The sequence below is a fragment of the Xaviernesmea oryzae genome (assembly GCF_900109605.1).
GTDB lineage: Bacteria > Pseudomonadota > Alphaproteobacteria > Rhizobiales > Rhizobiaceae > Xaviernesmea > Xaviernesmea oryzae.
The window spans coordinates 39,089-60,068 of record NZ_FOAM01000007.1 but is presented as its reverse complement, the minus strand read 5'-3'; the positions used below and the strand labels follow the sequence as shown (position 1 = coordinate 60,068).

General features: G+C 63.0%; 18 protein-coding genes. 11 read left to right on the top strand and 7 right to left on the bottom strand.

Translation table 11 applies throughout. From position 1 onward, the window contains the following. Positions 1-398: 398 nt before the first annotated feature. The 3 genes from BMX61_RS10545 to BMX61_RS10535 all read right to left on the bottom strand — a co-directional run bounded on the left by BMX61_RS10545 (position 399) and on the right by BMX61_RS10535 (position 4,803). Positions 399-608, bottom strand: coding sequence for a cold-shock protein (locus tag BMX61_RS10545; protein WP_075629856.1), 210 nt, complete (start codon positions 606-608; stop codon positions 399-401). Positions 609-1,050: 442 nt separating this feature from the next. Continuing rightward, positions 1,051-2,343, bottom strand: a complete 1,293-nt coding sequence (gene rhaI / locus BMX61_RS10540) for an L-rhamnose catabolism isomerase (RefSeq protein ID WP_075629857.1) — start codon at positions 2,341-2,343, stop codon at positions 1,051-1,053. A gap of 363 nt (positions 2,344-2,706) precedes the next feature. Next, a complete protein-coding gene (locus tag BMX61_RS10535) occupies positions 2,707-4,803 on the bottom strand; it encodes a bifunctional rhamnulose-1-phosphate aldolase/short-chain dehydrogenase (RefSeq protein WP_075629858.1) in 2,097 nt (698 codons plus the stop codon). A 201-nt stretch (positions 4,804-5,004) separates the two neighbouring features. Between BMX61_RS10535 and BMX61_RS10530 the strand changes: the two genes are divergently transcribed. The 7 genes from BMX61_RS10530 to BMX61_RS10500 all read left to right on the top strand — a co-directional run bounded on the left by BMX61_RS10530 (position 5,005) and on the right by BMX61_RS10500 (position 12,556). Further along, positions 5,005-5,823 (top strand): DeoR/GlpR family DNA-binding transcription regulator, encoded by an 819-nt coding sequence (locus BMX61_RS10530; RefSeq protein ID WP_075629859.1) that lies wholly within the window; start codon positions 5,005-5,007, stop codon positions 5,821-5,823. 62 nt (positions 5,824-5,885) lie between these two features. Beyond that, positions 5,886-6,881, top strand: coding sequence for a rhamnose ABC transporter substrate-binding protein (gene rhaS, locus BMX61_RS10525; RefSeq protein ID WP_075629860.1), 996 nt, complete (start codon positions 5,886-5,888; stop codon positions 6,879-6,881). Positions 6,882-7,270: 389 nt separating this feature from the next. After that, a complete protein-coding gene (locus BMX61_RS10520; RefSeq protein ID WP_075629861.1) occupies positions 7,271-8,806 on the top strand; it encodes a sugar ABC transporter ATP-binding protein in 1,536 nt (511 codons plus the stop codon). A gap of 12 nt (positions 8,807-8,818) precedes the next feature. Further along, entirely contained in the window at positions 8,819-9,820 is a 1,002-nt protein-coding gene (locus tag BMX61_RS10515) for an ABC transporter permease (RefSeq protein WP_075629862.1), read from the top strand. Continuing rightward, positions 9,817-10,848, top strand: coding sequence for an ABC transporter permease (locus BMX61_RS10510; RefSeq protein ID WP_075629863.1), 1,032 nt, complete (start codon positions 9,817-9,819; stop codon positions 10,846-10,848). Before BMX61_RS10515 ends, BMX61_RS10510 begins: the two co-directional genes overlap by 4 nt. Beyond that, entirely contained in the window at positions 10,845-11,165 is a 321-nt protein-coding gene (gene rhaM, locus BMX61_RS10505; RefSeq protein ID WP_075629864.1) for an L-rhamnose mutarotase, read from the top strand. Before BMX61_RS10510 ends, rhaM begins: the two co-directional genes overlap by 4 nt. Positions 11,166-11,176: 11 nt before the next feature. Continuing rightward, positions 11,177-12,556, top strand: a complete 1,380-nt coding sequence (locus tag BMX61_RS10500; protein WP_075629865.1) for an FGGY-family carbohydrate kinase — start codon at positions 11,177-11,179, stop codon at positions 12,554-12,556. A 28-nt stretch (positions 12,557-12,584) separates the two neighbouring features. Here the strand turns inward: BMX61_RS10500 and BMX61_RS10495 are convergent, their stop codons facing one another. The 4 genes from BMX61_RS10495 to BMX61_RS10480 all read right to left on the bottom strand — a co-directional run bounded on the left by BMX61_RS10495 (position 12,585) and on the right by BMX61_RS10480 (position 16,530). Beyond that, positions 12,585-13,394: an alpha/beta hydrolase-fold protein gene (locus tag BMX61_RS10495; RefSeq protein ID WP_210186280.1), complete on the bottom strand. Its 810-nt coding sequence runs from the start codon at positions 13,392-13,394 to the stop codon at positions 12,585-12,587. A 266-nt stretch (positions 13,395-13,660) separates the two neighbouring features. After that, positions 13,661-13,924, bottom strand: coding sequence for a hypothetical protein (locus BMX61_RS24295; RefSeq protein ID WP_139198908.1), 264 nt, complete (start codon positions 13,922-13,924; stop codon positions 13,661-13,663). A gap of 129 nt (positions 13,925-14,053) precedes the next feature. Beyond that, positions 14,054-15,481 (bottom strand): aldehyde dehydrogenase family protein, encoded by a 1,428-nt coding sequence (locus BMX61_RS10485; protein WP_075629935.1) that lies wholly within the window; start codon positions 15,479-15,481, stop codon positions 14,054-14,056. Between the two features lie 203 nt (positions 15,482-15,684). Then, entirely contained in the window at positions 15,685-16,530 is an 846-nt protein-coding gene (locus tag BMX61_RS10480; protein ID WP_075629867.1) for a class I SAM-dependent methyltransferase, read from the bottom strand. 242 nt (positions 16,531-16,772) lie between these two features. On the opposite strand from BMX61_RS10480, the gene BMX61_RS10475 reads away from it, so the two are divergent. The 4 genes from BMX61_RS10475 (at position 16,773) to BMX61_RS10460 (ending at position 20,916) form a co-directional block, all read left to right on the top strand. After that, positions 16,773-17,864 (top strand): ABC transporter substrate-binding protein, encoded by a 1,092-nt coding sequence (locus tag BMX61_RS10475; protein ID WP_234794659.1) that lies wholly within the window; start codon positions 16,773-16,775, stop codon positions 17,862-17,864. A 120-nt stretch (positions 17,865-17,984) separates the two neighbouring features. After that, complete coding sequence (locus tag BMX61_RS10470) at positions 17,985-19,100, top strand: ABC transporter substrate-binding protein (protein ID WP_170854932.1); 1,116 nt, start codon at positions 17,985-17,987, stop codon at positions 19,098-19,100. After that, positions 19,100-20,167 carry a FecCD family ABC transporter permease gene (locus BMX61_RS10465; RefSeq protein WP_075629870.1) on the top strand — a complete coding sequence of 356 codons (1,068 nt, stop codon included), beginning with the start codon at positions 19,100-19,102 and terminating at the stop codon, positions 20,165-20,167. The genes BMX61_RS10470 and BMX61_RS10465 overlap by 1 nt, the downstream gene beginning before the upstream one ends. After that, positions 20,161-20,916: an ABC transporter ATP-binding protein gene (locus BMX61_RS10460; protein WP_075629871.1), complete on the top strand. Its 756-nt coding sequence runs from the start codon at positions 20,161-20,163 to the stop codon at positions 20,914-20,916. Before BMX61_RS10465 ends, BMX61_RS10460 begins: the two co-directional genes overlap by 7 nt. The last annotated feature ends 64 nt before the right edge of the window (positions 20,917-20,980 follow it).

Sequence of the window (20,980 nt, the reverse complement as noted above, 5' to 3'; positions counted from 1 at the left end):
CCTGCCTGACCTCGTTCAACGTCATGCATTTCACAATGCCAGTACATCCGTGGTCAAAGGAAACATCAATCAGCTCCAAAGCATGGCGCAAATCCGGACTAGGAAGTCCATGCTTTCGGTTTGGGTAGGGCCTTTTTAAAGCCGCCTGCCCGTCGGCACAGCGCTGCGGCACAGGTGGCGCGAAGATCGAAAGACCTTCACGAAACGTAAGACCGATACCAAGGGCATCGACCCGTCTCGCCCACCGCATTGCGCGCCCGGAAGGCGCCGCATTCCCACTGACATCAGCGGGATAGGCTCTGGCGGAACCGGCCGGTGAGGCCGATGCCGCACAGTCAGGCATCAATCGCCGATGTGCCCGCCCTTTGAAAGGGCCAGCGGCTCGGCGATATCAGCAATTAGGCAGCCCGGAGGTTGCAGGCAGACATCTTGCCGGACTTATTGTCCCGCTCGAGGTCGTAGCCGATCTTCTGGCCTTCAACGATTTCGCGCATGCCAGCGCGCTCGACAGCAGAGATGTGAACGAAGGCGTCAGCGCCGCCGTCGTCAGGCTGGATGAAGCCGAAGCCCTTGGTGGCGTTGAACCATTTTACGGTGCCAGTGGTCATATTGAACCCTCTCATAGCATATTGAACGACCGCAGAGCACAGCCCTGCAGATGGTGGTAACGAGATTTTAAAGGAGGGTTCGCTCAAAGCGCGGTGCCAATCGCGCGGTAGACAAAAGCTCGGCAAGAAAAAATCGATGGGGCATGTATACGGCCGATTGGCTAAACTGTCAATTTTTTATTTCAAAAATCGAAATTTCGCGAAAAATCTTTCTGCATGATACCTTTATTTCCTAGGATTCATGGGAAACAATTCGAGCAAGGCGCAGATATCGCAAGGGCGCCGGGGAGCGCCTTTTGAGTGCAACGAGTGCCAAGCCTGCTCTCGATGCCTTGCCGTGCTCTCCGCCGCTCAAATCGCTCCGGACGACCTCCATCTATGACAAAGCCCCGGTGGCTTGGCGTTCCACCGGGGCTTTGTCGATCGTGGTGCTGACAAAGGCTTAGATGATGCCGCCGCCACCGCCCTGTGATTTCGGCCGCTGGCTCGCGACACGGGCGCGATAGCCGGAGGCGCGATAGGTGGCCAAGGGATCGATGGCGCCACCGGCGCGTCGGCGGGCTTCGGCCAGGATCGGCTCGACATCGGTGCGGTAGGCGCGCTTCAGCGTTTCCGAAGCCATGAGCGCATCATTGTCTTCCTGGAAACCCGACAAAGCGGCGCGGTCCACCAGCAGCGCCTGGGCATAGGCACGGCGGATTTCATTGGCGCTCGAAATCAGGCTTTCGATCGGGTCAGTCACATTGTGCGACTGGTCGATCATATGGGCGGGATGGAAGCCGCCAACGCCCCGATGCTCAGCATCGACCAGCTCGTTGAAGACGAGGAAGAGGCGATAGGGTTCGACCGCACCGGCATCGAGATCGTCGTCGCCATATTTGGAGTCGTTGAAGTGGAACCCGCCGAGCTTGCCGAACTGGATCAGCCGGGCAACGATCATCTCGATATTGGTGTTCGGCGCGTGATGGCCGAGATCGACGAGGCAGAAGGCCTTTTCGCCGAGCGTGCTCGCGATCAGATAATTGGTGCCCCAATCCTGCACGACGGTCGAGTAGAAAGCCGGCTCATACATCTTGTGTTCGGAGAACAGCCGCCAGTCATCCGGCAAAGCCTTGTAGATCTCGGCCATGGCGGCGAGATAGCGCTCGAAGCTGCGGGTGAAGTTGCTTTGGCCGGGGAAGTTCGAACCGTCGCCGATCCAGACCGTCAGCGCCTTGGAGCCGATTGCCTTGCCGATCTCGATACATTCAAGATTATGCTCGACGGCCTGCGCGCGCACAGCGGACTGGCTGTGGCTGAGCGAGCCGAACTTGTAGGAATGCGCCTGGTCGGCAGCATCCGAAAAGGTGTTGGAATTCATCGCATCGAAAGTCAGGCCCAGGCTTTCGCCCTTCTCCAGAAGCAGCTTCGGATCGGCCTTGTCCCATGGAATGTGCAGGGACACGGCTGGCGTTGCCCGCGTCAGCTCCTGGATGACGGCGCAATCATCGAGCTTATCGAAAATACCGCGCGGCTCGCCCTCGCCGGGAAAGCGGGCAAAGCGCGTGCCGCCCGTGCCGACGCCCCAGGAGGGCACGGCCACGAAGAAGTCTGCCACCTTGGCGGTCACCGCCTCGATATCGATGCCGGACCGCGCGAGCTTCTCGCCCAGCGCCTGATAATCCGTCTTAAGTGCAGCGCCGCGGCGCTCATGGTCGGCGGCGATGATATCAGCCGCGATACGTGTGTCGGTCATGTCGGTCCTCCCGAATAGGTCTTCCGGTCAGGCCGCCTTGGACGGGCGGCAGATGTCTGACGGCATTTGGCTGGCGACGAGGTTGCCGATCGATCCGTGACCAGCTGCCTGTCCTCACAGCAGACAGTCTCCTGGCGCGCGATGCCCGCCCCGGATCTTGCATGTCGTCGGCTCGATCCGGCGATCAGGCGATCCTGATGACCGGCCGCAGAAGGAGAAATGAGGGACCGCGACAGCCAGCATTGCGGCCCCTCATCTTCCCACCATGTCCGTCCGCTGCCCCGCGGGCGGACATGGCCGGTCGCTCCTCCATAGGCGATGCAGTGCGGGGCCTCAGGCAAGGCGCCGCGGCATGGCCTGGCCTTAGCGCGGGAAGCTCTGCGCGTTGCCGGCATCGACGTTGAAGACGTTGCCGGTGGATTTCGCCGAAGCATCCGATGCGAGGAAGTAGATGGCCTCGCCGATGTCTTCGGGCAACACGTTGAGCTTCAGCATCGAGCGCTTGCGATAATGTTCCTCCAGGTCCGAGACCTCGATCTTGGAGGAGGCAGCGCGCTGCTCGCGCCACTCACCGGTCCAGATCTTCGAGCCGCGCAGAACGGCATCGGGATTGACGGTGTTGACGCGGATGCCGGCATCCGCACCTTCGAGCGCCAGGCAGCGCGCAAGGTGGATTTCAGCGGCCTTGGCCGTGCAATAGGCGGAGGCATTCGGCGAGGAAGCCAGGCCGTTCTTCGAGGCGACGAAGACGACATTGCCGCCCAGCCCCTGCCGGCGAAACAGGCGGAAGGCCTCGCGCGAGACGAGGAAATAGCCTGTGGCGAGGATGTCGATGTTCTTCTGCCAAATCGCAAGCGTGGTCTCTTCCACCGGTGCGGAAGAGGCGATGCCGGCATTGGAGACGAGAATGTCGATACCGCCGAATTCGACGCTGGCTTCGGCGAACGCCGCGGTCACCGCATCCTCGCGCGTCACGTCGAGGATCACCGTGCGCACCGCATCATTGGTAAAGCGCGCTTCGAACTCCTTGCGGGTCTCGGTCAGCGCGCCGGCATCGATATCGGCCAGAACGACGCAGGCGCCTTCCGAAACCAGACGTGCCGCCGTTGCCCGGCCAATGCCGCCGGCGCCGCCGGTGATGAAAGCCACGCGGCCAGCCAGCGATTTCGGCTTCGGCATGCGCTGCAACTTGGCCTCTTCGAGAAGCCAATATTCGATGTCGAAGGCTTCCTGCTCCGGCAGGCCCTGATATTCGGACACAGTGGAGGCGCCGCGCATCACGTTGATGGCGTTGACATAGAACTCGCCGGCAATGCGGGCCGTGGCCTTGTCCTTGGCAAAAGAGAACAGGCCGACGCCCGGAACCAGGAAGATCACCGGATTGGGATCGCGCATGGCAGGCGAATTGTCGTGGCGGCACGTGTCGTAATAGCGCTTGTAGTCGGCGCGATAGGCTTCGAGCGCCGCATCCAGGCCGGCGACAACAGCATCGACATCGCCCTTGGCCGGATCGAAATCGACGATCAGCGGACGGATCTTCGTACGCAGGAAATGGTCCGGGCAGGAGGTGCCGAGCGCGCCCAGCGGCTGGAGATTGCGCGAATTGACGAATTCGAGCACGGCCGGCTGGTCGTCGAAATGGCCGAGCTTGCGCTCTTCCTTACCGATGCGGCCGCGAATTTCCGGCATCAGCCGCGCGGCGATGGCGCGGCGCGCTTCCTCGGGCAGGCTGGAGGCGGCGGCGCCGCCGAAAATCGCCTTGCCCTCGGTCTTTGCCGCGAACCAGGCAATGGCCTTGTTGATGATGGCAAGCGTCAGTTCGTAGCATTCCTTGGCATCATTTGCCCAGGTGAACAGGCCATGGCTTTCGAGCACAACGCCCTTGGCCGAGGGATTGGCGCGCACGAAGGCTTCGAGATCGAGACCGAGCTGAAAGCCGGGGCGGCGCCAGGGCAGCCAGCCGATATCGGCGCCGAAGATTTCCTGCGTCAGTTCCTTGGAATTCTTCGACGCGGCGATGGCGATGATCGCATCAGGATGCATGTGGTCGACATGCTTGAACGGCACGAAACCATGCAGCGGCGTGTCGATCGAAGCAGCACGGGCATTCAGGTTGAAGGTGCAATGCGGCAGGAAGCCGACCATGCGGTCCTCGTCCTCGACGCCGCGATAGAGGCCCTTCAGCGCCTCGAGCTTCTCCATATAGAGCGTGGCGAAACCGTCGAGCTTGATCGTGCCGACATCGCCGCCCGAGCCCTTGACCCAGAGAACCTCGACCTTTTCACCCGTGAGCGGATCGGTCTCGATCACCTTGGCCGAGGTGTTGCCGCCGCCGTAATTGGTGATGCGCTTGTCGGCGCCGAGCAGGTTGGAGCGGTAAAGAAGCTTGCCGGGCTCGTCGAGCTTTGCGGCATAAGCATCGTCCCAGCGGTTATCCAGAAGCCGGACTTCAGCTGTCATATCATCCTCCCAAGTTCAGATGTCTTCGCGATCGCCGGCTGGACTTGCGGCGCGCTTTGAGGCGATATCACTCACGCCCGGCGCGCTTGTCAATCGTTTTCGATCAAATTCGACAATGTTGCAGCGCATCATGAAATTATATGATCGGAACTGATTGACAGTCGTTCACGATTGCGAAATAAAAGCCCTCAGGAGGACGAGATGCACGAACGTGAACGCCATCGCATTATTCTGAGCGCGGTCCAGGAGAAATCCGTCGTGACCATTCAGGACATTGCCGAATTGACGGAAGCGTCCGAGGCAACGATCCGGCGCGATATCGCGTCGCTGCATGTGCAAGGCAAGATCCGACGCGTGCGTGGTGGGGCGGAAGCCGTGCATCCGCCGCAACTCGGCAATCTCGCCGGTCGGCCATTTAAGGTTTCTGAATCAGTCAATATCGATAAAAAACGCGCAATTGCCCGCGCTGCCGTCGAGCTCTGTGCACCAGGCGATGCCCTGATCATCAATGGGGGCACCACCACCTTTCAGATGGTGCACTACATGCTCAATCAGCGCATGCAGGTAATGACCAACTCCTTCGCGATCGCGGAGCATTTGATCAAGCATTCGAAAAACGCGGTAACGCTGCCGGGTGGCGCCGTCTATCGCGAGCAGAGCCTGATCCTTTCGCCGTTCGAGAATGATGCGATCCGCAATTTCTATGCCCGGCGCTTCTTCATCGGGGCGCAGGGCATTGGCCCGCTGGGCATCATGGAAGCAGACGCGCTGATCATCCAGAGCGAGCAGAAGCTGATGCAGCAGGCCGACGAGCTGGTGGTGCTGGCGGATTCCAGCAAGTTCCGCCGCCGCTCCAGCCTGATTCTCTGCCCGCTGGAGCGGGTGACGACGCTGATTACCGACGACCAGATGCCCGATGACGCCGCTGCCATGCTGGAAGCGCGCGGGGTCAAGCTGGTGGTCGTCAGCCCGACGGCGCAGAGCGCCGATGCGGCAATCGAGGATAGTTCCGTGGCGTAAGCGGTTGCGCTGCGGAATCGAGGAGGGAAACCGCAAAGTCTACCCAACAGGAGGAAAGACCAATGACATTGAAGAAAGCTCTGGCAGCCGGTGTGGCGCTGGCCGTGGCCCTGATGGCGAGCGGCGCTTCGGCCGCCGACATCAAGATCGGCCTCGTCGTCAAGTCGCTCGGCAATGGCTTCTTCGAAGCTGCCAACAAGGGCGCGCAGGAAGCCGCCAAGGAGCTCGGCGGCGTTGAAATCATCTATACCGGCCCGACCTCGACGACGGCCGAAGGCCAGATCGAAGTCATCAACGCGCTGATCGCCCAGGGCGTCAACGCCATCGCGATTTCGGCCAACGATCCAGACGCGGTCGTTCCGGCCCTGAAGAAGGCCGCGCAGCGCGGCATCAAGGTCATTTCCTGGGATTCCGGCGTTGCGCCTGCCGGCCGCATCCTGCAGCTCAACCCCTCGTCCAACGAGCTGATCGGCAAGATGTGCCTGCAGCTGGCCGCCGACCATCTCGAAGGCGGCAAGGGTGATTTCGCCATCCTCTCGGCCACCACCACCTCGACCAACCAGAACATCTGGATCGGCGAGATGAAGAAGCAGCTGAAGGACTTCCCTGGCCTCAAGCTGGTCACCACGGTCTATGGTGACGACCTCTCGGACAAGAGCTATCGCGAGGCCCAGGGCCTTCTCACCTCGAACCCGAACGTCAAGGTCATCGTCGCACCGACGACGGTCGGCGTGCTCGCTGCCTCCCAGGCCGTCAAGGATGCCGGCAAGATCGGCCAGGTCTATGTCACCGGCCTGGGTCTGCCGTCTGAAATGGCCGGCGCCATCAAGTCGGGCGCGACCAAGGAATTCGCGATCTGGAACCCGATCGACCTCGGTTACAGCGCCGCCCAGATCAGCTATCACCTGGTCAAGGGCGATACCGACGGCAAGCCGGGCTCGGAGATCGAAGCCGGCCGCATGGGTAAGATCAAGGTCGGCGAAAATGGCGAAGCCGCCATGGGCGCCCCCTTCATCTACAATGCCGGCAACATCGACCAGTTCTCGAAGGTCTTCTGAGAACCGTCGCTGAAGGCGGTCCCTCTGAGAAGCCAGAGGGACTGCGAAGCCTTCCCTGCGTGGCCCTTTTCCCGATGGGGAGAGGCCACTCAAACATAGGGCCTTTTCTTTTGATCGGACGGGCGGCGTGATCGTGCGTCTCTTCCCGCCATCGGGCTCCGGTGGGCGAGAGGAGATGCGTGGCTCGTCGTTGCCGACGCCGGCAGGCGGATCGAGCTGTCAGACTTCAGATTGCTCGATCATGTCTCGGTCCCCGGCCATACGCATCACGTCCCGCCGACTGTTGATTGATTATGATCGATAATGATTGAATTCGCCGCCGGCGCATCCTGCCGGCGGCGGATCTCCCGAAAACGTTCCCTGCAAGCTGCGTCTCCACAGGTCTCATTATGAACGCAACGATCCAGAAGCCTCTGACGGCCGAGGCCGCAGCCAATGGCGCGCCGATCCTGGAGATGCGCGGCATCTCCCAGGTCTTTCCCGGTGTGCGGGCGTTGGACGGCGTGTCGATCGCGCTCTATCCGGGCCAGGTGACCGCGCTGATCGGCGAAAACGGCGCCGGCAAATCCACCCTGGTCAAGATCCTGACCGGCATCTACCGCCCGACCGAAGGCGAAATCCTGATCGACGGCAAGCCCGTGCGCTTTGCCACTGCGCAAGGCGCCGTGGATCACGGCGTGACCGCGATCCATCAAGAGACCGTGCTGTTCGATGAGCTGACGGTGGCGGAAAACATCTTTCTCGGCCATGCGCCGCGCGGTCGCTTCGGCCGCATCGACTGGGGCCAAATGAAGGCCCGCGCCGCCGATCTGCTCGCCTCGCTGGAAGCGCCGATCGATCCCGACATCAGGCTGAAAGATCTGTCGATTGCCCAGAGGCATCTGGTGGCGATTGCCCGTGCCTTGTCGATCGAGGCACGCATCGTCATCATGGACGAGCCGACAGCGGCACTGTCCCGCAAGGAAATCGACGATCTCTTCCGCATCGTCGAAAACCTCAAGGCATCGGGCAAAGCGGTGCTGTTCATCAGCCACAAATTCGACGAGGTCTACGAGATTGCCGAGAACTTCGTGGTCTTCCGCGATGGTCGCTCGGTCGGCGCCGGCCGGCTGAAAGAGACGCCGCAGGACGCCATCGTGCGCCTCATGGTCGGGCGCGATGTCAAGGACGCCTTTCCGAAGATCGCGGTGACGCCGGGCGCGCCAGTGCTGGAGGTCAAGAGATACACGCATCCGACCGAGTTTCGCGATATTTCCTTCACGCTGCACAAGGGCGAGATCCTCGGCGTCTATGGCCTGATTGGCGCAGGGCGCTCGGAACTGGCTCAGGCGCTGTTCGGGATCACGCGCCCGTCCGGCGGCAGTCTGGCGCTCGAAGGGCGGGACGTGACGATCGCCAGCCCGCGTGACGCGATTGCCGCCGGTATCGTCTATGTGCCGGAAGAGCGCGGCCGCCATGGCCTGGCCCTGCCCATGCCGATCTATCAGAACATGACGCTGCCTTCGCTGGCGCGCACCTCCCGCCAAGGCTTTTTGCGCGCATCGGAGGAGTTTGCGCTGGCACGCACCTATGCCGAGCGGCTGGATCTGCGCGCCGCAGCACTTTCCGTTCCCGTAGGCACGCTGTCGGGCGGAAACCAGCAGAAGGTGGTGATCGGCAAATGGCTGGCCACCAAGCCCAAGGTCATCATCCTTGATGAGCCGACCAAGGGCATCGATATCGGCTCGAAGGCGGCTGTCCACGGCTTCATTTCGGAACTGGCGGCCGAAGGCCTGTCCATCATCATGATCTCCTCCGAACTGCCCGAAGTGCTCGGCATGGCCGACCGGGTGATGGTGATGAAGGAGGGGCTGATGGCCGGGCTCTTCGACCGCGACGGCCTGACGCCGGAAACGCTCGTGCGCGCCGCCACCGGCAACGCCTGAAGGATGACACCCATGGCCCGCTTTCTCAAACGGCGCGAGACGCTGCTGTTCCTGATCATTGCCCTGATGGTGGCTGGCTTTGCCACGCGCGCGGCCGGCTTTGCCAGCCCCGACAATCTCGGGCGGATCTTCAATGACACCGCAATCCTCATCATTCTGGCGCTGGCCCAGATGGTGGTGATCCTCACCAAGGCCATCGACCTGTCGGTGGCGGCCAATCTGGCCTTTACCGGCATGGCGATCGCCATGGTCAATGCCGCCTTTCCCGCCGTGCCACTGCCGGTTCTCGTGCTTGCCGCCATTGCGATCGGCGCGGCGCTCGGGGCGATCAACGGCTTTCTGGTCTGGCGGCTGGAAATTCCGCCGATCGTCGTCACGCTCGGCACGCTGACGATCTATCGCGGCATGGCTTTCGTCCTGTCAGGCGGCGCCTGGGTGAATGCGCATCAGATGACGCCCACTTTTCTCGACGTGCCGCGCAGCGTGGTGCTCGGCCTGCCGGTCCTGTCCTGGTGCGCGATCGCCGTCGTCGTCTTCATCGCCGCGCTCCTGCGCTACAGCCCCTTCGGCCGCGCCGCCTATGCCGCGGGCGGCAATCCGGTGGCGGCCGTCTATGCCGGCATCAATGTCGGGCGCACGCGCTATCTCGCCTTCGTCCTCTCAGGCGCCCTGGCCGGTCTTTCGAGCTATCTCTGGGTCTCGCGCTATGCGGTCGCCTATGTCGATATCGCCAATGGCTTCGAGCTCGATAGCGTCGCGGCCTGCGTCATCGGCGGGGTGGCAATTGCCGGCGGCGTCGGCACGGTGGTCGGCACCGTGTTGGGGGCCCTGTTCCTCGGCGTGATCAAGAATGCGCTGCCCGTCATCGGCATCTCGCCCTTCACGCAGATGGCGATCTCCGGCTCCGTCATCATTCTTGCCGTTCTCTTCAACGCCCGGCGCGAGCGCACCCGTGGACGCATCATCCTGCGCGACCGCGCCGCCGCACCGCGCAGCCAGGAGCTTGCCGCATGACCCAAACGATTCCCGACGCCCAGGCACATGGAAGCACGGCGACCCGTCGCGCAATTCCCGACCGGCTGGGCACACCGATTGCGCGAATCCTGCGCCGCTGGGAAGTGCTGCTCTTCGGTGTGGCGGTGGTAATCTTCATCGCCAATGCCTTAGCGTCTCCTTACTTCCTCAATATCTGGAACCTGTCCGACGCCACCTTCAACTTCACGGAAAAGGCGCTGATCGCCTTCGCCATGGCGCTCCTGGTAATCTCGGGCGAGATCGATCTCTCGGTCGCCGCGATCATCGCGCTCGCCTCCACCGCCATGGGTGCGGCAGCCCAGGCCGGCTTCGGCACGGCGGCACTGCTGGCGATCGGGCTGTCCGTCGGCCTTGGCTGCGGGCTGGTCAATGGCTTGCTCGTCTCCGCCATGAAGCTTCCGTCCATCGTCGTGACCATCGGCACGATGAGCCTCTATCGCGGCATTTCCTATATCGTGCTCGGCGACAAGGCCTATGGCAACTATCCCGATAGCTTCGCCTTCTTCGGCCAGGGCTATGTGCTGGGGCCGATCTCCTTCGAGCTGATGCTGTTTGCCGGCTTCGCTATTCTCTTCGCGATCCTGCTGCATGCCACCAATTTCGGCCGGCAGGTTTTCGTCATCGGCAACAATGACTTCGCCGCCCGCTTTTCCGGCATCCCGGTCGAGCGCGTGAAGTTCATCCTCTTCCTGCTGACCGGGCTGATGAGCGGCATCGCCGCGATCTGCCTGACCTCCCGGCTCGGCTCCACCCGCCCCTCGATCGCGCAAGGATGGGAGCTGGAAGTGGTGACCATGGTCGTGCTCGGCGGCGTTTCCATCCTCGGCGGAGCCGGCACGATCGGCGGCGTTGTCATCGCGGCCTTCGTCATGGGCCTCGTCACCTTCGGTCTCGGACTGCTCAATGTGCCAGGGATCGTCATGTCGATCTTCATCGGCCTGCTGTTGATCGTCACCATCGCCTTGCCGATCGTCGCCGGACGCATCAAAGCCATGAGCCGGCAATGACCAGCGAAATCCATGCTTTCACCATGACGCTCCATCCCGGGATGGAGGAGGAATATCGCCGCCGCCACGACGCGATCTGGCCGGAGCTGGTGACGCTTCTGCGCGAGGCCGGCGTCAGCGACTATTCGATCCATCTGGACCGGGAAACCAACACGCTGTTCGGCCGGCTGACCCGGCCGAGGGATCACGGCATGGACGCCCTGCCCGATCATCCCGTGATGAAGCGCTGGTGGGCCCATATGGCCGACATCATGGAGACCAACCCGGACAATTCGCCCGTCCAGGGCCAACTCGTGACGCTGTTTCACCTTCCATGAGCCGCATCCCCATGCCTGACCAGATTTCCCGCATCGCCGTCATCGACATCGGCAAGACCAATGCCAAGCTGGTGGTGGTCGAGCGCGAGAGCGGCGCCGAGATCGCGGCGCGGCGCATGCCGAACCGGGTGCTGACCGACGGCCTTTATCCGCATTACGATACGGAAGGGCTCTGGCGCTTCATCCTGGAGGCGCTCGGCGCGATCTATCAGGAGACCAGCTTTCAGGCCATCTCCGTCACCACCCATGGCGCGGCGGCCGCGCTGCTCGATGCCAAGGGCGGGCTTGCCATGCCAGTCCTCGATTACGAGCATCTCTATCCCGCCGAGATTCAGGCAGCCTATGACCGCCTCAGGCCAGATTTCGCCGAGACCTTTTCGCCACGGCTTTCCGGCGGGCTCAATCTCGGCGCACAGCTGCACTACCAGAAGACCGCTTTCCCGACGGATTTCGAGCGCGTCGCGACCATCGTCACCTATGCGCAATATTGGTCGGGACGTCTGACAGGCGTTCTCGCCAATGAGGTGACCTCGCTCGGCTGTCACACCGATCTCTGGCGTCCGCGCGACGGCGCATTTTCAAGCTTGGTCGAGCGGCTTGGGCTCACAGACCGGATGGCGCCGGTGCGGCCGGCCTTCGACGCGCTCGGCCCGGTCAAGCCGGAGATCGCCGCCGAGATCGGCTTGCCTGCGAATATCCCGGTCTTCTGCGGCCTGCATGACAGCAATGCCTCGCTGCTGCCGCATCTGATGGCGCGCCAGGGCGCCTTTTCGGTGGTCTCGACCGGGACCTGGGTGGTGAGCTTCGCCGTATCAGGCGATCTCGACCATCTCGACCCCGCCCGCGACACGCTCGCCAATGTCGACGCGCTCGGCCGCGCCGTGCCCTCGGCCCGCTTCATGGGCGGGCGCGAATATGAACTCCTGAGCGAAGGGCTCGCGCCGGAGAGCACGGACGCGATCGCCGCCGCCGTGCCCGATGTCATCGCGCGCGGACTGATGGTCTTGCCCAATGCCGCGCCCGGCTCCGGGCCCTTTCCGGGGCGAAAGGGCGGATGGACGCAGGCCGATAGCGTCAGCAATGCCGAGCGCCATGCGGCCATTGCCCTTTATCTCGCGCTGATGACCGCCGAAGGCCTGTCGCTTCTCGGCCGGGACGGGCCGATCCTGGTGGAAGGCCCGTTCTGCGCCAATCCAACCTATCTCGCCGCGCTTTCCGGCGTCACCGGCGCCGAGGTTCTGGCGCTTCAAGGCTCGACCGGCACCTCCGCCGGTGCGGCGCTTCTCACCGGCGCCATCGCCTCCAAGCCCGAGGCCAGCGCGGTGGCGCCGCTTGATATAGGCGATTATGCCGCGCGCTGGCACAAGGCGGTTGCATGTCTGGCCGTTTGAGGCCGTGGCGGCTGCTTCGAGATACAGCTCATGAGGCCAGGAACCTGGCCAGCGACGGAATGTCGATGGCACAGTGACCGCCATAAAGCGGGTGCCATTCGGTCTCGACGCCACGGATTGCTGCGCGTTCCATAAGACGCTGCAATCCCTCGAAATTGCCATAGGCATCATAGAGGCCGCAGGACAGATAAAGAGCGGGATAGTTGGCGTCGGCCTGCTCGATCAATGAGAGCGGCGACATGCGCTGCCATTCCGCCTCATCGGCCAGATAATGGCGCGCCATCAGCCAGACGCCGAAGGCAATCTTGGGGCTGGCGCCGGTGCCCGTGATCGCCTGGCTGATCTGTGCGAGCGGGGCAAAGGGCGAGACGCTGTAGAGCCCGGGGCACAGCGCCGCGACGCGCTCGAACGCCGTAGGCTGGCTGAGCCCGAGAACGAGAGCATTGAGGCCGCCCATCGACTCCCCCATCAGCAGCCGATGATTGGGCTTGCCGAGCTTGCCCTCGATCTCCGGAATATGCGCCATCAGGTCCTCGATCATGCCGCTTTCGGCGCGCTGACCCTTCGTCGTCAGCAGCCAGCTGCGGCCATAAGACAGCGCGACCACGGTCGGCGCGGCAAGGCCGAGCCGCTGCCATTCCGCCTGCAGCAACGCCGTGAAATAGGTGTCGTCGTTCCAGACGTTCTCGTCGAGATTTCGGCCGTGGAGATAGTAGAGAACGTCGCCATTCGTTCCGCGCGAATCTCGATAGATGCAATAGCGCATCGCGCCGGTGCTGGCGCAATCCTGGTTCGCAGGGCGAAAGGCAACGCGCTGATCGCCCCAAGGCTCATCCACGCGCTTCCATCCGCAATAAGCCAGAAATAGCAAGCATCCGACCCCTGCAAGGCCGAGCCAGAGAGAAAAACGCCGCTTCTTCAAAGTCGTATCCAGCCCCTTAGACGCGCCTGCGAAACGTCGGAAGTCTATCAATTAGGACATTCTGATGGAAGCGATTCCAGACACGCCCCGCATCTTAAGGCTGAGGAAAATCTCGGAGGATAGCACCCTTGGTACGCTGGCGGACAGGAACAGGGCGGGCGGCCGCGCATTCTTCTTCTACTTCAACAGAAGAGGAGGGAGACTGCATGTCCGAGGCCCGGGACGAGAGAACGGCCGACGAAATCGATCTTCACAAAGATCTGCTGCGCATGGCTGCGCGCTTCTGCCGACATCGCGAGGATATCGGCGCGCTTGTCGCGCGTGCGCTTGCCGACAGGCAGACACAGCATGTCTCCCCAGATCGCGACATGCTGCTGCGGGAGCTTTTCGGTGTCATGCGCAGGATCGTGCTGGCCTCGAATCTCGGCCAGACCGGCAACCGCCATGGCAAGAACAGACGCATTTGCTCCTGAACGAGGTCAGCCGAAAAAAGTTTCGCCGCCCGGCCGCCAATTTTTTCCAAGGCGGCCGCACCACGAGGAGAAGGCTTGTTTCCGCGGCAGGCTCAGCCCGCCTCACACATCGCCATAGCCGACGATGCCCTTGATTTCCGTGAATTCGTGCAGGCCGAACTTGCCATATTCGCGGCCATTGCCGGATTGTTTGTAGCCGCCAAAAGGTGCAGCGCCGTCCCAGGCGGAGCGGTTGAGCCTGATGGTTCCAGCACGCAGCTGCGCGGCCACCGCCTTTGCCTCCTCCGGCGCGCCCTGAACATAGGCCGCCAGGCCATAGGGCGTGTCATTGGCGATGGCGATGGCCTCTTCCGTCGTCTCATAGCCGAGAATCGAGAGCACCGGGCCGAAAATTTCCTCGCGCGCGATCGTCATGTCATTGGTGACGCGGGCGAAGACGGTCGGACGGACATAATAGCCGGCGTTGAGGTGCGGTGGCCGGCCCGGACCGCCGGCTACGAGCTCGGCGCCCTCTTCGATGCCCTTGTTGATCAGCGCCTGCACCTTGTCGAACTGCGCTTGGCTGACCAGAGGTCCGATCTGGGTTTGCGGATCGGCCGGCGGCCCGACACGAATAGCGTCGGCCGCCGCGCGGGCTGCCAGAATCGCGTCGTCCATCCGGTCGGCCGGCACCAGCATGCGCGTCGGCGCATTGCACGATTGGCCGGAATTTTCCATGATCTTGCCGACGCCGAGCGTCACCGCATCGGCAAGCTCGGCGCTGCGCAGCACGATATAGGGCGACTTGCCGCCAAGCTCCTGATGCACGCGCTTGACGGTCGGCGCGGCTGCCTGGGCGACCGCGATGCCGGCCCGCGTCGAGCCGGTGAAGGAAATCATGTCGACCTCAGGATGGGAGGCCAGCACGGAGCCGACCGTCGGCCCGTCGCCCTGGACGAGGTTGAACACGCCTTTGGGCACGCCGGCCTCTTCCAAAGCTTCGGCAAAGAGAATGGCGCTCAAGGGCGCGATCTCCGAAGGCTTCAGCACCATGGTGCAGCCGGTGGCCAGCGCCGGCGCCACCTTGGCTGCGATCTGGTTCATCGGCCAGTTCCACGGCGTGATCATGCCGACGACGCCGACAGGCTCATGCACGATGCGGGTCGTGCCCTGCATATAGTCGAAGGCAAAGCTCTCCATCGCCCGGATGGTCTCCTGGATATGATAAAGCCCGATGCCGGCCTGGTCGCTGCGCGCCATGGCAAGCGGTGCGCCCATCTCGCGGGAAATGATGTCGCCGATCTCGTCATTGCGCGCCTCCAGAACGGCAGCGATGCGCTTCATAAGCGCCAGACGCTCCAAACGTGGCGTCGCGGCGAAGGCCGGAAAAGCCGCACGCGCCGCGGCGATCGCCCGCTCGGCATCGGCTTTGGATCCGAGCGCGATGGTTTCGAAAGCCTGCTCGGTCGCGGGATCGATAACCGCGAGCGTCTCGGTGCCGAGCGGATCGACCCAGGCGCCGTCGATGAAGAATTTACGCGCGTTTTTCAGCATGATCGTCTCCCTAGCATCCGTCGAGCGGCGGCATGATGGCGCAGTTTCCCCGCAACCGCCACCCTGAGAGCGCGATGAGCGTCTTGCGATCCCGACAACGCACAGACTTGTCAGCCCGCCCGCAAGAGAATGAGTGCGCGACGGGACCCGCTGTCTGGCTTTTGCAGGAAAGCGTCCCACGGGAAGGGTGAGAAAGCCGGCTAAGCTCCATCCACCGGCCGCGTGGCGCTGATGGCGTAGCGGTGCTCGAGGCTGCGCGAGAGCGCCTTCAGACGTGTCCAGTGAATGGACTGGGCGCGGTGGATCGCCTTCAGGTTCCTGTCGATGGTCACATTCACGAAACCGGCCGCCTCCAAAAGTGCGGCCACGGCTTCGGCCTGGGCCCCGCTGGAAAAGTACACGCGCTGAAGGATCGCGGCGTGGGTGGCGGCCAGTTCGGCGGTGGACTGGTGCGGCGCCTCCACGCAGCGACGGCGGACGCGCTGGATCAGCGTCGACAGCCGCTTGACGAGCCGTTCGGCCAAGCCCTGATTGACGAAATCGCCATCGACGATCAGCAGACGCCCGCCGGGCTTCAGCACCCGTCGCCATTCGGCAAAGGCGGCTGCGGGATCGACCAGCGTCCAGACGAGGTGGCGGGTGACGATCACGTCATAAGCCGCATCGGGCTCCATGGTCGTTTCGGCATCGGCCATGCGGAAGGTGATGGCGCGACCGCGCTGGCGCGCCTTGGCTCGCGCGCGCTCCAGCATTGGTTCTGCCCAGTCGAGCCCGGTGACCCTGAAGCCGAGATCGTCGAGGAGATGCGAGACGACGGCGGTGCCGCAGGCCAGATCGAGCGCCGGGCGCCCCTTGGCTTCGCCCAGATGGCGGCGGATCAGCGCCTGCCAGGCCGCGCGTTCTGCCTCGGTAAAGATCTCATGGCCGGGAGAAAGATCGAAGGTCTCCGCCCGTGCCGACCAATAGGCCTTTATCTCGTCGCGCAGCGTCTGATTTGCGCCCTCCCTGCGCTCCGTTGCCCTTGCGCGTGCGTCTGCCCCGGTCATTCATCCGTCCCTTGCTGCGCTGCGGAACATCGACGCCCGCATCATGCCCTCTGCCCTTTCAGAGCGCTGTTTGATCATTTTCTACCAGCCACAGTCGACAAAAGGCTTTCACATGATTTTACGCATATTGCGTGGATAATAGTTGACTGCAAAAGTCATAAAATCATAAACAGCGGCCACTTGCCACAGGAACCCGTCTCATGCGCCGCTTCTTCCACACCGCTTTTGCCACAGCCGGCCTTATGGCCGCGCTGATGACCGCCGCTGCCGCCGAGCCCAAGACCGTGACCGATGTCACCGGCCGCAAGGTCGAAATCGACGTGCCGGTCAAGCATGTGATCCTGGGCGAAGGCCGACAGATCTATTTTCTCGCAGCGCTCGACCGCGAAGCGCCCTTCTCCCATGTCGTCGGCTGGCGTGACGATCTGGCAAAGGCCGATCCGGAAACCTATGCCGCCTATCTGGCAAAATATCCCGAGATTGCCAAGCTTCCGGTCTTTGGCGGCATGAAGGATGGCACCTTCGACATTGAGCAGGCAGTGGCGCTGAAGCCCGATGTCATCGTCATGAACATCGATTCCAAGACCGCGACCGAAGAGGCCGGCTATATCGAGAAGCTCGCCAAGGTCGGCATCCCTTTGGTTTATGTCGACTTCCGCGACAAGGCGATGGAAAACACCGAGCCGAGCATGCGCCTGCTGGGCACGCTGATGGGCCGCGAACAGGTGGCCGAAGACTTCATTCGCTTCCGCGCCGAACAGATCCGCCGGGTCACCGATGTTCTCGACAAGGCCAAGCCAACGAAGCCGCTCGTCTTCGTCGAGCGGGCCGGCGGTTATTCCGAGGATTGCTGCATGTCCTTCGGAGCCGAGAATTTCGGCCGCATGGTCGAGATCGCCGGCGGCGAGAACATGGCCAAGAGCCTGATCCCCGGCACCTTCGGCACCGTCAATCCTGAACAGATCATCGCCGCCAATCCCGATCAGGTAATCGTCACCGGCGGCAACTGGCAGGCTTATGTGCCGGGCGGCGCCTGGGTGGGCGTCGGCTATGGCGCGGATCTGAAAGAGGCGCAGCGAAAGCTGAAGGCTCTGACCGAGCGCCCGGCCTTTACCGGCATCAAGGCCGTCAAATCGGGCGAGGTGCATGGCATCTGGCACCAGTTCTACAACAACCCCTATCAGTTCGTCGCCGTGCAGCAGATCGCCAAATGGCTGCATCCCGATCTCTTCGCCGATCTGGATCCGACCGCCACCTTCAAGGAGCTGCACGAGCGATTCCTGCCGCTACCCTACAAGCCCGGCTACTTCGTCTCGGTGAAGGACCAGCTCTAATCTGACGCGGGATCGGCCGGCGGAGCCTTCCGCCGGCTGTCCTGTTGACGGCAGCCCTGTTGAAGGAGCCCTCTCATGTCCTCTCTGCTCAAGCGCGCATCTGCACCCTTGCTGGCGCTCATGGCCGCGTGCGTTCTGGCGCAGGCTGTCGCCGGGCCTGCTTTCGCCGCCACCATCACCGACGTCGCCGGCCGCACCATCGAGCTAGAGTTGCCGGCCAAGCGCGTGATCATCGGCGAGGCGCGCCAGATCCATGTGATCGCGGCATTGAAGGGCGCGCATGCTTTCGACACGGTGGTCGGCTGGCGCGATGATCTCATCAAGAAGGATCCTGACAGCTACGCCGCCTATATCGAACGCTTCCCCGATATCGCCAGGCTGCCCCGGTTCGGCTACGTGCCGCAGGGCGATTTCAGCCTGGAAAGCGCGGTCGCGCTGGCACCCGACGTGCTGACGCTTAATCTCGAAGCGGCCAAGACCGCCAAGGAAGATGGCTTCGAGGAAAAGGCAGCGGCCGCCGGCATCAAGATCGTCTATCTCGATTTTCGCCTTGATCCGGACAAGAACACGGAGAAGTCGATCGATCTCCTCGGCCAGATCTTCGGCGCAACTGAGAGAGCCGAGGCCTTCAAGGCCTATCGCCGGGCCGAGATCGCCAGGGTGACGGACCGCCTTGCCGCTGCCAAAAACCTTGACCGCCCCAAGGTCTTCATCGAGCGCGCGCCCGGCATCACCGGCGACAATCATTGCTGCCGCACCTTCGGCCCCGTCAATTTCGGCAAAATGGTCGATCTGGCCGGAGGGCAGAACATCGCCGATGGCATTATCAAGACCACCTTCGGCGATTTGAGCGCCGAGCAGCTCATCGTGTCCGATCCCGATCATGTCATCGTCACCGGCTCCAACTGGGCGGCCGAGAGCGATCTCAACCAGTTCGTTTCCGTCGGACGCGGGGCGGATCTGACGCTGGCAAAGGCCAAGCTCGTCGATTTGATGAAGCGCACGCCCTTCCCCGAGGTAAAGGCGGTGAAGACTGGCGCGGTCCATGCCGTCTGGCATCAGTTCTATGGCGCGCCTTATGAGTTCGTCCCCATCCAGCAGTTTGCCAAGTGGTTCCATCCCGATCTGTTCGCGGACCTCGATCCCGAGCAGACCTTTCGGGAATTCCATGAAAAATTTCTGCCGGTTTCCTACAAGACCGGCTATTTCGTTTCGCTCGACAGGGGTGTGAACTGATGGCTCTCGCGCTTCAAAGCCCGGCGAAGCTGGAAGGGCGCGTTCGCTATCGCGCTCTCGCCGCCCGCCGCATCCTCATTCTCGCCGCCCTCGTGGCGGCCTTGGCTTTTTCGATTGCGCTCGATATCGGGCTCGGACCGGCACGTTATTCGCTGAACGAGGTTCTTTCAGCCATTGCCATGGCAGATGGGGTGACGACGCAGTTGCGCGTCGTCGTCTGGGATATCCGCATGCCCATCGCGCTGATGGCCGTCACCGTCGGGGCCTCGCTCTCTGTGGCCGGCGCGCAGATGCAAACCATCCTGTCCAATCCGCTGGCAAGCCCCTTCACGCTCGGCATTTCCGCCGCCGCCAGTTTCGGCGCAGCGCTTGGCCTCGTCGGTGGCGTCGCGATCTTTCCGGGCGCCGTGCAATATATGGTGCCGATCAATGCCTTCCTGATGGCCATGGTCGCGGCCCTCTTCATCCATTTCGCCTCGACCATGCGGGGCGTCACGGTGGAAACCATCGTGCTGCTCGGCATTGCCCTGGTGTTCACCTTCAATGCGGCGCTGTCGATGCTGGAATATCTCGCCTCCGAACAGGCGCTGGCCGCCGTGGTGTTCTGGACCATGGGCAGCCTCACCAAGGCCACCTGGATCAAGGTGGCGGTGACGGGCGCCATGCTCGTTGCCATTCTGCCGGTCTTCATGCGCCAGGCCTGGGCGCTGACCGCGCTGCGGCTGGGCGACGACAAGGCGGCGAGCATGGGCGTCAATGTCCGCCGCCTCCGGCTCACCACCATGCTCGCCGTCAGCCTGCTGGCTGCCATCCCCGTGTCCTTCGTCGGCACCATCGGCTTTATCGGCCTGGTCGGCCCGCATATCGCCCGCATGCTGGTGGGCGAGGACCAGCGCTTCTTCCTGCCGGCCTCGGTGATCTCAGGCGCGCTGCTGCTCTCGGCCACCTCGGTGGTCAGCAAGATGCTGATCCCCGGCGCGGTGCTGCCGATCGGGGTGATCACGGCGCTGGTCGGCGTGCCTTTCTTCTTCGTGCTGATCTTCACCAATAGGAGGCGCGCATGGTAACGCTTGCCCTCGAAGGACTTGGCGCCTCCTATGCGCGCCGCACCGTTCTGTCAGGCGTGACGACGCCGGTGATGGAAGCCGGCAGCCTGACCGCCGTCATCGGTCCGAATGCGGCGGGCAAATCTACCTTGTTCAAGCGCATTGCCGGGCTGATCAAAGGCCAGGGCACGGTGCGGCTTTCCGGCGCAACTCAGGGGCCGAAGGCCATCTGTTACATGCCGCAGGACACTGGCGCCAATGCGGTGCTGACCGTGTATGAGAGCGTGCTGCTCGCCGCCAAGCAGGGCGGCGGATGGCGGGTGGACGAGTCCGAACTTCAGTCTATCGATGGCATTCTCGCCGCGCTGCGCATCGAGGATCTCGCCTTCCGCGGCCTCGGCGAATTGTCCGGCGGCCAGCGCCAGCTCGTGGCCCTGGCGCAGGCGCTGGTGCGCAGGCCGCAGGTGTTGCTGATGGACGAGCCCACCTCTGCGCTGGACTTGCACCGCCAGATGGACGTGCTGGGCTTCGTGGCCAAGCTGGCCAAGCGTGAAGGCATGATCGTGCTGATCGCGCTGCATGACCTGAACCACGCGCTGCATTACTGCGAGAACACCATCGTTATCGCGGGCGGCGTCATGCGCGCGTCCGGGCCCAGCCATGAGGTGATCACGCCGGCCATGCTGCGCGACATCTACCGCGTCGAGGCGCGCATCGAGCCCTGCTCGCGCGGGAGGGCGCAGGTGATCGTCGATGGCGCGCTGGCGTGAGCAGGGCGGGATCGGCGCGCGCATGGTTGATACCGCGCGCAGAGCATCCTGATGCACTTCAGTG

Coding starts and splice junctions, on each gene's coding strand:
- BMX61_RS10460 (WP_075629871.1), top strand. CDS start 20,161: ATGGTAACGCTTGCCCTCGAAGGACTTGGCGCCTCCTATGCGCGCCGC.
- BMX61_RS10545 (WP_075629856.1), bottom strand. CDS start 608: ATGACCACTGGCACCGTAAAATGGTTCAACGCCACCAAGGGCTTCGGC.
- BMX61_RS10475 (WP_234794659.1), top strand. CDS start 16,773: ATGGCCGCGCTGATGACCGCCGCTGCCGCCGAGCCCAAGACCGTGACC.
- BMX61_RS10530 (WP_075629859.1), top strand. CDS start 5,005: ATGCACGAACGTGAACGCCATCGCATTATTCTGAGCGCGGTCCAGGAG.
- BMX61_RS10535 (WP_075629858.1), bottom strand. CDS start 4,803: ATGACAGCTGAAGTCCGGCTTCTGGATAACCGCTGGGACGATGCTTAT.
- BMX61_RS10515 (WP_075629862.1), top strand. CDS start 8,819: ATGGCCCGCTTTCTCAAACGGCGCGAGACGCTGCTGTTCCTGATCATT.
- BMX61_RS24295 (WP_139198908.1), bottom strand. CDS start 13,924: ATGGCGGTTGCCGGTCTGGCCGAGATTCGAGGCCAGCACGATCCTGCG.
- rhaI (WP_075629857.1), bottom strand. CDS start 2,343: ATGACCGACACACGTATCGCGGCTGATATCATCGCCGCCGACCATGAG.
- BMX61_RS10520 (WP_075629861.1), top strand. CDS start 7,271: ATGAACGCAACGATCCAGAAGCCTCTGACGGCCGAGGCCGCAGCCAAT.
- BMX61_RS10510 (WP_075629863.1), top strand. CDS start 9,817: ATGACCCAAACGATTCCCGACGCCCAGGCACATGGAAGCACGGCGACC.
- BMX61_RS10465 (WP_075629870.1), top strand. CDS start 19,100: ATGGCTCTCGCGCTTCAAAGCCCGGCGAAGCTGGAAGGGCGCGTTCGC.
- BMX61_RS10480 (WP_075629867.1), bottom strand. CDS start 16,530: ATGACCGGGGCAGACGCACGCGCAAGGGCAACGGAGCGCAGGGAGGGC.
- BMX61_RS10470 (WP_170854932.1), top strand. CDS start 17,985: ATGGCCGCGTGCGTTCTGGCGCAGGCTGTCGCCGGGCCTGCTTTCGCC.
- rhaS (WP_075629860.1), top strand. CDS start 5,886: ATGACATTGAAGAAAGCTCTGGCAGCCGGTGTGGCGCTGGCCGTGGCC.
- BMX61_RS10500 (WP_075629865.1), top strand. CDS start 11,177: ATGCCTGACCAGATTTCCCGCATCGCCGTCATCGACATCGGCAAGACC.
- rhaM (WP_075629864.1), top strand. CDS start 10,845: ATGACCAGCGAAATCCATGCTTTCACCATGACGCTCCATCCCGGGATG.